This is a genomic window from Aneurinibacillus thermoaerophilus (assembly GCF_019603355.1).
In the GTDB taxonomy this organism is placed as follows: Bacteria; Bacillota; Bacilli; order Aneurinibacillales; family Aneurinibacillaceae; genus Aneurinibacillus; species Aneurinibacillus thermoaerophilus.
The window spans coordinates 2,284,753-2,300,207 of sequence record NZ_CP080764.1 but is presented as its reverse complement, the minus strand read 5'-3'; the positions used below and the strand labels follow the sequence as shown (position 1 = coordinate 2,300,207).

General features: G+C 50.5%; 13 protein-coding genes. 12 read left to right on the top strand and 1 reads right to left on the bottom strand.

Annotated features, from left to right (window positions below):
- Window positions 1-9: 9 nt before the first annotated feature.
- On the bottom strand, window positions 10-1,737 hold the full coding sequence (locus K3F53_RS11985; RefSeq protein WP_057898338.1) for an Rqc2 family fibronectin-binding protein: 1,728 nt from the start codon (window positions 1,735-1,737) through the stop codon (window positions 10-12).
- 283 nt (window positions 1,738-2,020) lie between these two features.
- Here K3F53_RS11985 and K3F53_RS11980 point away from each other — a divergent pair, with 283 nt between their 5' ends.
- The 12 genes from K3F53_RS11980 (at window position 2,021) to rlmN (ending at window position 15,454) form a co-directional block, all read left to right on the top strand.
- Window positions 2,021-4,771 carry a calcium-translocating P-type ATPase, SERCA-type gene (locus K3F53_RS11980; protein ID WP_057898339.1) on the top strand — a complete coding sequence of 917 codons (2,751 nt, stop codon included), beginning with the start codon at window positions 2,021-2,023 and terminating at the stop codon, window positions 4,769-4,771.
- Complete coding sequence (gene dapF / locus K3F53_RS11975; RefSeq protein ID WP_057898340.1) at window positions 4,768-5,604, top strand: diaminopimelate epimerase; 837 nt, start codon at window positions 4,768-4,770, stop codon at window positions 5,602-5,604. Before K3F53_RS11980 ends, dapF begins: the two co-directional genes overlap by 4 nt.
- Before the next feature lie 18 nt (window positions 5,605-5,622).
- The gene (locus K3F53_RS11970; RefSeq protein ID WP_220559005.1) at window positions 5,623-6,501 is read left to right on the top strand and encodes a YicC/YloC family endoribonuclease; all 879 of its coding nucleotides are present in this window, start codon (window positions 5,623-5,625) and stop codon (window positions 6,499-6,501) included.
- A 56-nt stretch (window positions 6,502-6,557) separates the two neighbouring features.
- The gene (gene remA / locus K3F53_RS11965; protein ID WP_057898342.1) at window positions 6,558-6,818 is read left to right on the top strand and encodes an extracellular matrix/biofilm regulator RemA; all 261 of its coding nucleotides are present in this window, start codon (window positions 6,558-6,560) and stop codon (window positions 6,816-6,818) included.
- 16 nt (window positions 6,819-6,834) lie between these two features.
- Window positions 6,835-7,452 (top strand): guanylate kinase, encoded by a 618-nt coding sequence (gene gmk / locus K3F53_RS11960; RefSeq protein ID WP_057898343.1) that lies wholly within the window; start codon window positions 6,835-6,837, stop codon window positions 7,450-7,452.
- A gap of 4 nt (window positions 7,453-7,456) precedes the next feature.
- On the top strand, window positions 7,457-7,651 hold the full coding sequence (gene rpoZ, locus K3F53_RS11955) for a DNA-directed RNA polymerase subunit omega (RefSeq protein ID WP_057898344.1): 195 nt from the start codon (window positions 7,457-7,459) through the stop codon (window positions 7,649-7,651).
- Window positions 7,652-7,795: 144 nt separating this feature from the next.
- Window positions 7,796-9,007 (top strand): bifunctional phosphopantothenoylcysteine decarboxylase/phosphopantothenate--cysteine ligase CoaBC, encoded by a 1,212-nt coding sequence (gene coaBC / locus K3F53_RS11950; protein WP_057898345.1) that lies wholly within the window; start codon window positions 7,796-7,798, stop codon window positions 9,005-9,007.
- Window positions 9,007-11,436 carry a primosomal protein N' gene (priA, locus tag K3F53_RS11945; RefSeq protein ID WP_057898346.1) on the top strand — a complete coding sequence of 810 codons (2,430 nt, stop codon included), beginning with the start codon at window positions 9,007-9,009 and terminating at the stop codon, window positions 11,434-11,436. The genes coaBC and priA overlap by 1 nt, the downstream gene beginning before the upstream one ends.
- A 59-nt stretch (window positions 11,437-11,495) precedes the next feature.
- On the top strand, window positions 11,496-11,954 hold the full coding sequence (gene def / locus K3F53_RS11940) for a peptide deformylase (protein WP_057898347.1): 459 nt from the start codon (window positions 11,496-11,498) through the stop codon (window positions 11,952-11,954).
- 41 nt (window positions 11,955-11,995) lie between these two features.
- On the top strand, window positions 11,996-12,934 hold the full coding sequence (gene fmt, locus K3F53_RS11935) for a methionyl-tRNA formyltransferase (protein WP_057900280.1): 939 nt from the start codon (window positions 11,996-11,998) through the stop codon (window positions 12,932-12,934).
- Entirely contained in the window at window positions 12,927-14,318 is a 1,392-nt protein-coding gene (rsmB, locus tag K3F53_RS11930) for a 16S rRNA (cytosine(967)-C(5))-methyltransferase RsmB (protein ID WP_220559004.1), read from the top strand. The genes fmt and rsmB overlap by 8 nt, the downstream gene beginning before the upstream one ends.
- Before the next feature lie 95 nt (window positions 14,319-14,413).
- Entirely contained in the window at window positions 14,414-15,454 is a 1,041-nt protein-coding gene (gene rlmN, locus K3F53_RS11925) for a dual-specificity RNA methyltransferase RlmN (RefSeq protein WP_057898349.1), read from the top strand.
- Window position 15,455: the final 1 nt, after the last annotated feature.

The window sequence follows — 15,455 nt, the reverse complement described above, 5'->3', positions numbered from 1 at the left end:
CTTCATTCCTCAAGACGTTGTAGTTTTCGTTTTCATTAGTTTGCGGACAACTTCTTCGTCCGGTGTGACAAATAGTGTTTTTTGTTGCTCGTAGATCACAAATCCCGGTTTGGCGCTTTTCGGTTTTTTCACATGACGTATAAGTGTATAATCGACAGGAACTTGGCTGGAATGACGCGCCTTGCTGTAATAAGCGGCAAGCGTTGCTGCTTCCGACAGCGTCGTTTCGCCGAAATCTGTTCCGCGGATGACCACATGCGAACCGGGAATGTCTTTCGTATGCAACCATGTGTCGTTTGGAGAGGCCAGCCGGTTAGTTAGATAATCGTTTTGCTTGTTGTTTTTCCCTACATAAATATCTACGCCTTCACTGGAGATATAACGTTCAAGCACAGGTTTTTTCGGCTTTCCTTTTTTCATTTTTTCCGGGCGCTTCCGCAGATAGCCCTGTTCGGACAGTTCTTCGCGAATTTCTTCAATGTCCAAAAGCCCTGCATTCTCAATTTGCTGTAGTACGGTATCCAGATAATGTACTTCCTCTTCCGCTGCGGCGATTTGTTCATCGATGACAGCGAGGCTATTCTTCGCTTTTGTATACCGCTTAAAATACGCCTGTGCGTTCTCCGCTGGCGTAAGTGCCGGATCAAGCGGAATCGTGATCTCGGGCGCCTCTTCCTCGTAGTAGTTTACCACTTTTGCTTCCGTTTGGCCTTTAGTCATTTGGTATAGATTTGCTGTAATCAGTTCACCGTATATCTGGTATTTGCGCGCGTTTTCCGCCTGCTGTTTCGTTTCTAGTAATTTTTCGATCTTCTTCTCGTTTTTGTTCCTCTCATTGGTGATAAACCGTACTAAATCGTGCATACGCTGCTTGACGGTGTCGCGTTCCGCTTTGCCTTGGTAGAACGCTTCAAGACATTCGCTAACCGTAGGGAACGTTTCGCTTTCTTTCGCTGGTAAGTGGGTTAAAGGAATGACGGAAAAATATTCTTTTTTATCCGTGCGAATAAGCATGGGTGTATAGGAATGGCGTCGGGTCGGCTCCAGCGTTTCCGAGAAAGCAGACCATAGCCGATCCTGCGTCGCAAGTCCTGCACGATGCACGATTTCATCCGCGATCAGAGGGCTTATCCCCGCGAAAGCCCCGACGATTTGTTTGGAAATTTTCCCTTCATTAAAATGGATTTTGCGCATAAAGTCTTCTTTTGTCGCGGCGAGCGGGTTAAGCTTGTTTTGTGGTGGCGGAGCCACATATGGACGTCCGGGCAGAACAACTCGATAACGACTGACCGCGGGGGTGACATGGTGGATCCCGTCGTGAATCATTCCGCTCTCAGGGTCCATAAGAATTAAGTTGCTGTGGCGGCCCATGATTTCAAGCACAATTCGCTTTGGCCGCTCATCTCCGAGTTCGTCGCGGCTTCTAAGGTCAATATGGATGATGCGCTCCATATTCGTTTGGCGGATGGCTTCAATAATAGCCCCTTCGCAGTATTTGCGAAGTAGCATGCAGAACATCGGCGCTTCCAGCGGGTTTTGGTAGCTTATATTCGTGATATGTATACGCGGAAAACTCAGGCTTGCCGAAAGCAGAACCCGGACGTTTCCAGATCGTGTTCTTACTTGCATGACAATATCCGTATCGGTCGGCTGATAGACTTTCATAATGCGGCCGGTGGCGAGCTTTTCATGCAGCTCGTGGGCCACCGCGCGCGTCACAATGCCGTCAAAGGCCATGGTTATCTCACCTTCCTATTTCTCTTACCGCTGCACAACGATCAAAATATCAAAAGAAACAAATGTATGCGGCGGAAAAACGATGCAGACTAACATTGTAGATTATACTATAAACTTTTCACGCGTGTTGGTAAATCTATGATAAATATAGTTTGACGTATCTACATTCTTATACCATTGTTGCGAAGTCGATATATCAAGTTCAATGCAGATAGCATTTTTTGCAGCTTGTCAGAATACATTAGGTTTGAAAAACAAGGATCGGAGCAAAGGAGGCACCTGCATGAATGGGCAGCATTATTGGTTTAGCTATTCAGAAGAGGAACTTTCGCGCACTCTCAAAACGGATGTAAAACAAGGGTTGACCGAAGAAGAAGCGCAGTTACGGCTTCGGACAATCGGGCCGAACGTGCTGGCGGAGAAGCAGAAAATTTCGCCGCTTATGATGTTTCTCGGGCAATTCAAGGATTTTATGGTGCTTGTGTTGCTTGTTGCTACGCTTATTTCTGGCTTCTTGGGCGAATATGTGGATGCGATCACCATTATTGCGATTGTGATCATTAACGGTATTCTCGGTTTTATTCAAGAGTACCGGGCGGAGCGTTCGTTATCTGCGCTGAAAGAATTGACTGCTCCGATGGCATATTGCGTAAGGGACGGGCAACTTGTTCATATTCCTGCCAAACAATTGGTCCCAGGTGATATTATTTATCTGGAAGGCGGTGACCGCATCCCGGCTGATGTCCGTTTTCTGTCCGCAAACGGTTTGCATGTGGAAGAATCCACACTGACAGGCGAATCGGTTCCAGTTATGAAAAAAAGCACGGTATTGCCTCATGAAGCGATTCCGCTCGGTGATCAAATCAACATGGGGTTTATGGGCACGATGGTCACTGCCGGAACAGGATATGCCGTAGTACTCACTACGGGCATGATGACGGAAATGGGGAAAATCGCCCATTTGCTACAAACGACGGAAACGCTCCAGACACCGTTGCAGGCTAAGTTGGAACAGCTTGGAAAAATCCTTATCGCAGTCGCACTTACGCTTACTGCTCTTGTAGTAGCGGCCGGAATTTTTCATGGGCAGAAAGCTTATGAGATGTTTCTTGCCGGGGTTAGTTTGGCTGTCGCCGCGATTCCGGAAGGATTGCCCGCAATTGTCACGGTAGCGCTCGCGCTGGGCGTACAACGCATGATTAGGCGTCGTGCCATCGTCCGCAAGCTTCCGTCGGTTGAAACGCTCGGCAGCGCCAGCGTGATTTGCTCGGACAAAACCGGAACCTTGACGCAGAATAAAATGACGGTAACTCATGTGTGGCTGGAGAACTCTATTATTGGAGTAACAGGCACTGGCTATGAGCCAGAAGGAAAATTTTTTACGGGCAACCAGCAGGTTCGGGCTCAGGCCCATGGAACGCTTTATAAACTTTTGCAGCTTGGCGTTTTGTGCAATAATGCGCATTTAGAGCATCAGCAGGAGGAAAGAAAAGGGCTTTTTAGGAAAACGGAAGAGCAGTGGGTAGTAAATGGCGATCCAACGGAAGGTGCATTGCTTGTGGCGGCAGGAAAAGCGGATATTACACGCGCGAAGATGGAGGAAACATGGACGAGAGTCCGCGAATTTCCGTTCGATTCCACCCGAAAGATGATGTCCGTCATCGTACAGGATCGATACAACAAAAGGATGTTGGTCGCCAAGGGGGCTCCCGATGTACTGCTAAGCCGCTGCACGCATGTTTTATGGAAGGGACATCCGACTCCGCTTACGCCGACAATGCGCCGTCATATTATTTCCGCCAACGAAACGCTGGCCAGGCAGGCGTTGCGCGTGCTGGCGATTGCATATCGCGATTTGCGCGCGGGCGAGACGCCGGGTAACGAGCAGATGGCAGAACGTGGCCTCGTGCTCGTCGGTCTTGTGGGAATGATTGATCCGCCGCGCCCGGAAGCGAAAGCGGCCATCCGCCGCTGCCGCCAGGCCGGAATCAAGACAGTGATGATTACGGGCGATCATCAGACAACGGCGGAAGCGATCGCTGACCAGCTCAGCATTTTGCCGCCGGGCGGGTTGACATTAAATGGACAGGATTTATATAATATGTCCGATAGTGAGTTCGAGTCGATTGTGGATAATGTATACGTTTACGCTCGTGTATCGCCGGAACACAAGCTTCGAATCGTGAAGGCTCTTCAGAAGAGGGGGCATGTTGTGGCGATGACAGGCGACGGCGTAAACGATGCGCCTGCGATTAAAGCGGCCGACATCGGAATCGCGATGGGGATTACCGGAACTGATGTGACGAAGGAAGCGGCTTCTTTGGTGCTTGCCGACGACAATTTTGCCACGATTGAGGCGGCGATTGAAGAAGGGCGCACGATTTATGACAACATTCGCAAGTTTATTCGCTATTTGCTCGCCTCTAACGTGGGGGAAATTATGGTCATGTTTTTTGCGATGCTGGCCGGATTGCCTTTGCCGCTCGTTCCGATTCAGATTCTTTGGGTCAATCTTGTTACGGATGGATTACCAGCTTTGGCGCTTGGAGTAGATCAACCGGAAGAAGCGACGATGAAGCGCCCTCCGCGCTCACGGCATGAAAATGTGTTCGCGCGTGGACTGGCCTGGAAAATTGTATCGCGCGGCCTGCTCATCGGTCTTGTAACGCTTACGGCGTTCTGGATTGCGTATGAAGCGTATCCCGGCGAGCTTACGCGGGCACAGACAATTGCGTTTGCGACGCTCGTGATGGCACAGTTAATCCACGTGTTTGACTGCCGGAGCGAGATTTCAATTTTTAGCCGTAATCCGCTGCAGAATAAATACCTTGTGCTGGCGGTGCTCTCTTCCGTACTGCTGGTGCTACCGGTGATTTACTTGCCGGTGCTACAGCCGATTTTTGGCACGGTGGCGCTCACGGCATACGAATGGTTATTTATTGTACTGCTGGCCGGAATACCGACGTTTGCGACAGGATGTTTCTCCCTGCTGCGTATAAAGTCCGGCAAGCAGGGAAGGGTGAGAGAGAGTTGAATTTTACGAAAATGAATGGGTTGGGCAACGATTTTATTATCGTTGCCCATTTTGAGACTTTGCCGGAGAATGCATCTGATATGGCTCGTGTGATGTGTGACCGGCATTTTGGAATTGGTGCGGACGGACTTGTGTTTGTATTGCCGTCAGACAAGGCGGATGTATGCATGCGCATTATCAATGCGGACGGTTCGGAAGCTGAACAGTGCGGCAATGCCGTGCGCTGTGTAGCCAAGTATGCGTATGACCACGGGATTGCGCGAAAAGAAGCGCTCACCGTGGAGACACTTGCCGGGATTCAGCGCGTATGGTTAACCGTGGAGAACGAAAAAGTTTCCTTGGTAAAAGTTGATATGGGTGCGCCGATTTTATACGGGCCTTCCATTCCGGTTGCGATTGACCGTGAGCAAGTGATCGATCATCCGATTGAAGCGGAGGGCAAGACATTTTCCTTTACAGGGGTCTCGATGGGGAATCCGCACGCAGTCATCTTCGTTGATAATGCCTTGGACTTTGATGTGGAAAAATGGGGTTCGCTTCTGGAAAAGCATTCCTTATTTCCGAACAAAGCGAACATTGAGTTCGTATCTGTTACGTCCCCACAGGAAGTAGAGATGCGTGTCTGGGAGCGTGGGTGCGGGCAGACGTTTGCCTGCGGCACGGGAGCGTGCGCCACGGTGGTGGCTGGCGCGCTTACCGGACGGACGAATCGCCGTGCGCTTGTTCATTTGAAAGGCGGCGATCTTGAAATTGAATGGGCTGAAACGGACGACCATGTTTACATGATAGGGCCTGCCGAAGAGGTATTTACAGGAACATGGTGCAAAAGGTAGCGGCAGGAGGTGAGGATAATGGTACACAGCATGACAGGATATGGTCGTGCGGAGAAAAAAGGGGAAGGCGTTTCGTTTACCGTGGAAATGCGCTCCGTTAATCATCGTTTTAGCGAAGTGGCGATCCGCATGCCGCGCGAGTTGACCGCGCTGGAAGACGCGGTGCGTAAAAAAGTTCTTTCCTATGTCCGCCGCGGACGTGTGGACGTTTTTATTACGATGGAGACGGAAGTTTCCCCGTCTTCGCTCACTGTGAATTGGGAATTGGCCCGTCAGTATAAAGAGGCGGCAGAAAAAATGGGAAAAATGTTCGACTTGGACCACCAGATGTCGGCACGTGAGCTGTTGCTTTTGCCGGATGTGGTGGAAGTAGGCAAAGAAGCGGTTGACTCGGAGACCTATCGGGAGCCGATGCTGGTCGCGGTAGAAGAAGCGGCGGCCATGCTCGTTGCCATGCGCCGCAAAGAAGGACAGGCGCTGCGCGAAGATATTCTGGGCCGCATTAATGTTATGAAACGCTTGGTTGAGGAATTAGCTGTGCTTGCTCCGAAAGTGGCGGAAGCGTACCGTGAGCGAATTTTCGCCCGGATTGAAGAATACATACAGGGCCGCTATGACATTGATGAATCGCGCCTGCTCCATGAGGTCGCGGTGTTTGCAGAGCGCGCCGACATTTCTGAAGAGATTACGCGCTTGCGCAGCCATTTTTCCCAGTTCGGACAGATCGCGGATGAAACGGAAGCGATCGGGCGCAAGCTGGATTTTCTTGTACAGGAATGCCATCGGGAAATCAATACGATTGGCGCCAAGGCAAATCATCTGGAAATCAGTCAGAAAGTGGTCATTTTGAAAGCTGAGTTAGAAAAAGTGAAAGAACAGGTGCAAAATATAGAATAAAGCAGTAGAATAAGAGTTAATCCAATAATCCCGCTGAAACAGGGAGGCGTAAATGAATGGCCATTAAATTGATCAATATAGGATTCGGAAATATTGTCTCAGCCAATCGCATTATTTCGATTGTGAGCCCGGAATCTGCACCGATTAAACGCATCATCCAGGAAGCGCGGGAACGTGGTATGCTGATTGACGCAACGTACGGCAGGCGTACACGTGCGGTAATCGTCACAGATAGCGACCATGTGATTTTGTCGGCTGTGCAACCGGAAACAGTGGCCCACCGGTTGACCAGCAAAGACGATGATTCTGACGAATAATTGAACGGGGGATTGTATGACGCAAAACAGAGGATTGTTGCTTGTTTTGTCAGGGCCGTCCGGCGTCGGAAAAGGGACGGTATGCGCCGCACTTCGGCCGCGTATGAAAGAGCTTGTATATTCGGTATCGGCGACGACGCGCGCGCCGCGCGCTGGAGAAATAGACGGGGTGAACTATTTCTTTAAGACAAAAGAAGAATTTAAAGCAATGATCGAGAATGACGAATTGCTGGAATGGGCAGAATATGTTGGTAATTTCTACGGCACGCCCCGCAAATTTGTGGAAGATACGCTTGCGAGCGGCCTTGATGTTATTTTGGAGATTGAAGTACAGGGGGCGCTGCAAGTTAAGCAGAAGTTTCCAGAGGGAATATTCATTTTCCTTGCACCGCCCGATTTGAAAGAGCTTCGCTCCCGCATCACCGGCCGGGGGACGGAAACGGAAGAAAGCATCCACAAGCGGATGATGATGGCGAAGGCGGAAATCGAGCTGATGGATCATTATAATTATGTTGTTGTCAACGATGAAGTGGACAAGGCCTGCGAACGCATCGAAGCCATCGTGACGGCCGAACATCTGAAAAAAGAGCGACAAATCACGAAATACCGTGATTGGCTTAAGGAGGTTTTTTGACGCTATGATTTATCCTTCTATTGATGTATTGCTTAAAAAAGTGGACAGCAAATATACGCTGGTGAGCATCGCTGCGAAACGCGCCCGCCAGATGCGCGAGCAGAACAAATTTTTGCTTGAAAAGCCTGTTTCCCACAAATTTGTCGGCATCGCGCTGGAGGAACTGCACGCCGGAAAAATCGATTTTGAAAGAAAGTAAGACGGCAAACAAAAGAGAGCGCATATCGGAACCGGGGCTCATGTAAAACATACGCGGGAACGATATGCGCTTTTTCTGCATGATGAGGGAAAAAGGCACGCATGTATTTTATGCATCAGGTTCCTGTACGGAGGGAGAAAACAAATGAAGGGAAAAACGATTGTGATCGGTGTCGCGGGAGGTATCGCGATATATAAAATTGCCGATTTATGCAGCAAATTGACACAAAAGGGCGCGGATGTATGGGTTCTGATGACCGAGGCGGCGACAAAGTTTGTCCAGCCGGTTACTTTTCAAGCGCTCGTACGAAATCCGGTACTAACCGACATATTCCAAGAACCGAATCCATCGGTGATTTCTCATATTGATGTAGCGGATCGGGCTGATTTGTTTTTGATTGCACCTGCGACAGCCAACATTATCGGTAAAATGGCGAACGGCATCGCTGACGACATTGTAACTACAGCTTATCTGGCTACGAAAGCCCCGGTATGGATTGCGCCCGCGATGAATGTAAACATGTACAATCATCCGGCGGTTCAGCATAATATTCGCCGTCTCGCGGAATACGGCTACCGGTTTATTGAACCTGCGGAAGGGTATCTTGCGTGTGGCTGGATCGGCAAGGGCCGCCTGGCTGAGCCTATGGATATTTTGCAGGAGATGGAAAGATTTTTCGCTGCGGTAGAGCGCCAAGATATGAAGGACATCCGCCTGCTTGTAACGGCGGGCGCAACCCGAGAAGCGGTCGATCCTGTGCGTTTTTTCACGAACCGTTCGTCTGGAAAAATGGGGTACGCGATTGCGGAAGCGGCGGCCAAGCGCGGCGCGAAGGTAACGCTGGTGAGCGGAAAAACCGATCTCACTCCGCCCGCAGGCGTGGAGTTTGTGGAAGTGACGTCGGCGGAAGATATGTACCAGGCTGTTATTTCGCGTTATGATGACATGGATATTGTAGTCAAAGCGGCTGCGGTGGCCGATTATCGCCCGAAAGTTGTACATAGCCAGAAAATGAAGAAAAAATCCGGTGATCTTGTGCTGGAGCTTACGCGGACACGCGATATTCTTGCGGATCTTGGCAAACGCAAGACGCATCAATTCCTTGTAGGATTTGCCGCAGAGACGGAAAACGTGGAAGAAAACGCGCGAGGCAAGCTAGAGCGGAAAAACGCGGATATGATCGTGGCGAATAACGTGACACAAAGCGGTGCTGGCTTTGGCGTGGATACTAACATTGTTACCATTTATACGCGGGATGGAAAAAGCGAGGCGCTGCCGCAGATGAGAAAAACGGAGATTGCCGACTGCTTGCTGGATAAAGTGCTTGAGGCACGCGGGGGGCAAAAACGGCAGTGATGTATGCCCGGGTTATTGTTGACGTGCCGGTCATAGATACGGATCGTCCGTTTGATTACCGGATTCCTCCGGCGCTTGCACCGTTTGTACAGGTTGGAAGCCGCGTTTCCGTCCCGTTTGGCCCTCGCAAACTGCAAGGGTTTGTGATTGAGTTGTCTGAAGTGTCGGAAGTAAAAAAAACGCGTGATATTCTCGATGTGCTTGATGTGGAGCCTCCGCTGACCGAGGAAATGGTATGGTTGGCCAGACGTATGAGCGAGCGTTACATGTGCACATACTATGCTGCGCTGCAAGCGATGATTCCAGCGGTTTTGCGCTCAAGCTACGAAAAGCAAATTTCTTTGACTCCGGCAGGAGAGATGTTTGTGCCGGTACTTCCGGAAGAACAAGCATTTTACCAATATATCGCGAAACGTCAGCCTGTGTCTTGGAATAAAGTAATAAAAGAGTTCCCTGATGCCGCAGGCTGGATTGATGAAGGCATTAAGCAAGGTCGGCTTACAGTGGAGCAGGTGGTAGGTGATCGGGCCACCACAAAAAACGTAACGATTCTTTCGCCTGCGGTTTCCATAGAAGAGCTGGAAACTGCGCTGGAAAAGCTTCCGAAAACAGCGGTGCGGCAGAAAGAGGTTTTGTCCCACTTCATTCATTTTTACGGCCCCATTTCGCAGCCTGAGTTGCTTTCTATGCTTGGCATCTCAAACCACGCTATAAAAAGCTTGGTGGATAAAGGTTTGCTTAATAGCCAGGAGGTAGAAGATTATCGCGATCCGTTTGCCGGGCGGAAGTTTAAGCCTGTGACGAAGCACGTGTTTACCGCCCAGCAGCAGGCCGTTATCGACGGTATTACGGAGGGGATGAATCCGCCTGTTTATTTTCCGTGCCTGTTGCACGGAGTGACAGGCAGCGGAAAGACGGAAGTCTATCTTGAGATTATGGAACGTACCATTGCGCAGGGGCGAGAAGCGATTTTGCTCGTGCCAGAAATTTCGCTTACACCGCAGATGGTGAACCGGTTCAAAGGCCGGTTCGGCAGCCAGGTTGCGGTGATGCACAGCCGCCTTTCGCAAGGGGAGCGCTATGACGAGTGGCGGAAAATTCGGCGTGGCGAAGTAAAAGTCGCCATCGGCGCGCGTTCCGCTATTTTCGCTCCATTTCAAAATCTGGGTCTTATTATTCTAGATGAAGAACATGAAGGTTCGTATAAACAGGAGGAGACGCCGCGCTACCATGCCCGTACGATTGCCCAGTACCGTGGTATGCGCCACAAAGCGGTCGTTATTTTCGGCAGCGCTACTCCGTCGATGGAATCGTACCATGAGGCAAGGAGAGGAGCGATTCGTTTCTTTGAAATGAAAGACAGGGTGCATAACCGGCCGCTTCCGAAAGTCATAGTAGTGGATATGCGTGAAGAATTGCGGGAAGGAAACCGAACGATGTTCAGCAGGCCGCTTATGGCCGCCATTCACGATCGGTTAAGCAAACATGAGCAGATGGTCATGTTTTTGAATCGGCGCGGCTTTTCTACGTTCGTCATGTGTCGTTCTTGCGGTTACGTCGCTCAGTGCCCGCACTGCGACATTTCGTTAACGTACCATCGCAGCAACCGGACGCTTCGCTGTCATTACTGCGGTTTTACGGAACGTGAACCGCGTGTTTGCCCGGAATGCGGAAGCGAACACATTCGTTTCTTTGGCGCGGGCACGCAAAAAGTTGAAGAAGAGCTGGCCCGCTATTTTCCGGGGATTCGCGTCATTCGAATGGATGTTGATACTACGGGACGGAAGGGCGCACACGAAAAGTTGTTGCAGGCGTTTCGTGAAGGAAAGGGCGACGTACTTTTGGGTACGCAAATGATCGCCAAAGGACTCGATTTTCCGAACGTCACACTTGTTGGTGTGTTGGCGGCGGACAGTATGCTGCACTTGCCGGATTTCCGCGCCGCGGAGCGTACGTTCCAACTGATCACTCAAGTAGGTGGCCGGGCAGGTCGGCATGAAAAAACGGGCGAAGTCATACTTCAGACATACAATACGGAGCATTATAGCATCCGGTATGCAAGCCAGCACAATTATGAATCTTTTTTTGTGGAAGAAATCAAGCAGCGCTATGAGAAAAACTATCCGCCCTACTATCGGCTCATCTTGTTTACGTTTGCGCATGAAAATGTACCGCTGGTAGTTAAAACAGCAGAGCGGTTTGCGAAGCGTCTCCGCGAAATCATTCCGCCGGGCGCATATTTGCTAGGGCCGGTCGCTTCGCCCATTGCTCGTATCAAAGATAGATATCGTTTCCAATGCATGATAAAATATAAAAATGATCCGTATGTATCATCTGCCGTACACAGGATCGTGCGGGCATTTGAAGAGGAACGAAAAAAAACGGGAATTACGCTTACGGTAGACGTAGACCCGCAAATGATGATGTAATGCAAGAAGGTGGTGGCTTCTAATTAAAGATGCTTCCGCTTGTGTAGGAGGAAAAAATAATGAGTATTCGAATGATCGTAAAGCATCCGAACCCGGTTTTGCGGGAAAAATGTAAAGAAGTAACAAAATTTAATGCAAATCTTCACAAATTGCTTGATGATATGGCTGAAACAATGTATGACGCGGAAGGTGTCGGCCTGGCCGCGCCACAGGTAGGTATTACCAAACGCGTTATTGTCATTGATGTTGGTGATGGGATTATCGAAATGGTGAACCCGGAAATTATCGAAATGAAGGGGGAACAGTTTGGCCCGGAAGGTTGTTTAAGCATTCCGGGGCTTGTGGGCGATGTTCGCCGCGCCCGTTGGGTAAAAGCGAAAGCTCAGGATCGCCATGGCAAAGAATTTATTATTGAAGGGGAAGACTTGCTTGCGCGTGCCATTCAACATGAGATCGATCATTTGAATGGTGTACTGTTTATCGATATTGCAGAGAAGACGTATGCAGCAAAAGAATAGAAGGGACGCAGAAGGAGTGGAAGCTTGTGCGAATCGTTTTTATGGGCACCCCGGATTTCGCGGTGCCCTGTTTGCAGAAGTTGGCGGAGGAAAAGTATAACATCGTCGCGGTAGTGACGCAGCCGGATCGTCCGAAGGGCCGGAAAAAGCAGCTGACTCCGCCGCCGGTGAAAGAAGCCGCTCTAAAACTGGGGATTCCGGTGTTGCAGCCGGAAAAATTAAAAAGGAACGGCACGGAAGACATTCTAGCTTATGAACCGGATTTAATCGTTACCGCCGCATTCGGACAAATTCTCCCGAAAGAGATCATTGAGTATCCGAAGTATGGCTGCATTAATGTACACGCCTCTCTTTTGCCTGCGTACCGCGGCGGCGCGCCGATTCACAAGGCCATTATTGACGGACAACAAGAAACGGGTGTAACCATTATGTATATGGTCGAAAAATTGGACGCGGGCGATATTTTGAGCCAGGTGCGTGTCACGATTGAAGAGAGCGATAATGTGGGGACAATGCACGATAAGTTGAGCAAAGCGGGAGCCCGGTTGCTCGTCGAGACGATTCCGAAGCTGATAAGCGGTGAAATTCAGCCGGTGCCGCAGGATGAGGCCCGAGTGACGTATGCCTGGAACATCCAGCGGAAAGATGAGAGGCTTGACTGGACGAAAAGCGCGCGTCAGTTGTTTAACCAAGTGCGCGGCCTGAACCCTTGGCCAGTGGCGTACACAGAGGTGGACGGTCAGGTAATGAAAGTGTGGGAGGCGTATGTACTGCAAGAAGACGGGAAAGGTGCCGAAGAGCCAGGTACGATTCTTTCGGTCGCGCCGGAAGGTATCGATGTGCAGACCGGGGAAGGCGTGCTGCGCCTGACACGCATTCAACCGGCCGGCAAGAAAGCGATGGCGGTAGCGGATTATGTGAGGGGAAGCGCAAGCGTGGCATCGGGCATGTGTTTTGCGACGGGGTCTGGCGATGAGTAGGCGGAAGAAAGCGCTGCCCGAACCAGGGAACGCCCGTGAACTTGCGGTGCGTGTGCTCACGGATATCGAGAACCGGCAGGCGTACAGCAATCTGGAACTAAAGCGCGTACTGGAGCAGACAAAGCTGCTGCATCGGGATAAAGCTCTGGCAACAGAGCTTGTCTACGGGACGATAAGCCGCTTATATACGCTTGACTGGATGCTTGCGCAATTTGTAAATCAACCGCTCGACAAACTGGAAGGATGGGCGCGCAACTTGCTGCGTATCAGCTTCTATCAACTGACCTATCTTGATCGCATTCCGGCCCACGCCGTCGTGCATGAAGCGGTAGAAATTGCTAAAGTGTGGGGGCATAAAGGCGTTGCCGGAATGGTTAACGGCGTGCTGCGCAACCGACTGCGCCATCCAGAAAGAGTTGACATTCCGGCCGATTTACCACCAGTGGAACGCATCGCGCTTGTCCATTCCCATCCGAAGTGGATGGTGGAAGAATGGCTGCGACGCTTTGGCGAAGTGGAGACAGAGAACATGTGTGCTGCAAACAATCAGCCGCCGCGCTTGAGTCTTCGGGCTAATGTTCTTCGTGCAACGAGGGATGAACTCATCGCCCAGATTGAAAAGCAGGCCACGGATGCGGAAGTAGAGCCTTCCATGATCGCTCCGGAAGGAGTCATCGCAAGCGATGTCGGCAATATCGCTGAATTGCCAGCCTACACGAGCGGTTCTTGCACGGTACAGGATGAAAGTTCGATGCTGGTCGCGCGGGCGCTTGCGCCGGAAGCAGGCATGAGGGTGCTCGACATGTGCGCTGCGCCGGGCGGAAAGACAACTCATATTGCTGAGCTCATGGGCAATAAGGGACAAATTATTGCGCTGGATGTGCATCCGCATAAGATCAAGCTGATCGAAGCGAACGCATTTCGCCTTGGCATTTCGATTATTCGCGCGCGCCATGGGGATGCGCGGGATGCGGCCCATCTGCTGGCTGGTGAGACGTTTGACCGGATTCTTGTGGACGCACCGTGCACAGGACTTGGTGTTATCCGCCGCAAACCGGATATTAAATGGTACAAATGGCAAGAAGACGCGCGGTCCATCAGCGAAATTCAGTACGAAATATTATGTGCTGCTTCCCGTCTTGCTGCGCCAGGAAGCAAAATAGTTTACAGCACATGCACCGTGCAGCCGGAAGAAAATATCGAGCTGGTGCGCCGCTTTTTAGCCGGGCATCCGGAATGGGAACTGGACAAATCGCTCATCCAGGATATGCCCAGAGCGTTGCAGGAGAAGTATCCAACGCTTGTCGAGGGGTATGTGCAAATTTTGCCCCATCATTTCCATACAGACGGCTTTTTTATTTCTCGCCTGAAAATGAAACAATAGTAGGAAGCGTATTTTATGCTTCCTTTTTCTTTTTGCAAATTATTTGTGATACAATATGATGTGAACTTTTTGAGGAAGATATGGTGATTTAAAGCATGAAATCTTTTATTTATAGCTTAACCTTGCCCGAATTGCAAGAATGGATGCAGCAAAATGGAGAGAAAGCGTTTCGCGCCGGGCAGGTATTTGATTGGCTATATGTCAAGAGGGTGGGTTCATTCGCTGAGATGACCAACCTGTCCAAAGCGCTGCGCGAGAAGTTGGATGCATCATTTAGCATGGATGCGCTGCGCGAGATTACACGTCAAGTTTCACAAGACGGAACGGTGAAGTTCCTTTTTTCACTACATGACGGCCATGCCATTGAAACGGTCATCATGCGTCATAATTACGGCAACAGTATTTGCGTTACAACTCAAGTTGGCTGCCGCATCGGTTGCACATTTTGTGCCTCAACGCTCGGCGGCCTGAAACGCAATCTGGAAGCGGGCGAGATTGTCGCCCAGGTGCTGACGGCACAAAAAGCGCTTGATCCGGAAGGACAGCGGGCTAGCCATGTGGTTGTGATGGGCATCGGTGAGCCGTTTGAAAACTATGATGCGCTGTTGTCATTCCTCCGCATTATCAATGATAAGAAAGGATTAAACATCGGTCAGCGGCACATTACGGTATCAACAAGCGGTATCGTGCCGTACATTTACCGGTTTGCCGACGAAAAAATGCAGGTCAATCTGGCGATTTCTTTGCACGCGCCGAATGCGGAAATTCGCACGCGCCTTATGCCGGTGAACCGCCGCTATCCGATGGATGAACTGATGCGTGCCTGCGAGTATTATATTAAAACAACCGGGCGCCGTTTGACTTTCGAGTACGGCTTGTTTGGCGGGGTTAACGACCAGCCCGGGCACGCGGAAGAGCTGGCCGAATTGCTGGATGGCATGCTGTGCCATGTGAATTTAATTCCAGTTAACTATGTCCCGGAACGCAACTATGTACGCACCGCGCGCAACGACATTTTCAAGTTCCTAAGAATTTTGCAAGCAAAAGGTATTAACGCCACGATTCGCCGGGAACACGGCAGCGATATCGCTGCGGCCTGCGGCCAACTGCGGGCCCAGCACGCTAAACAGACGTAGG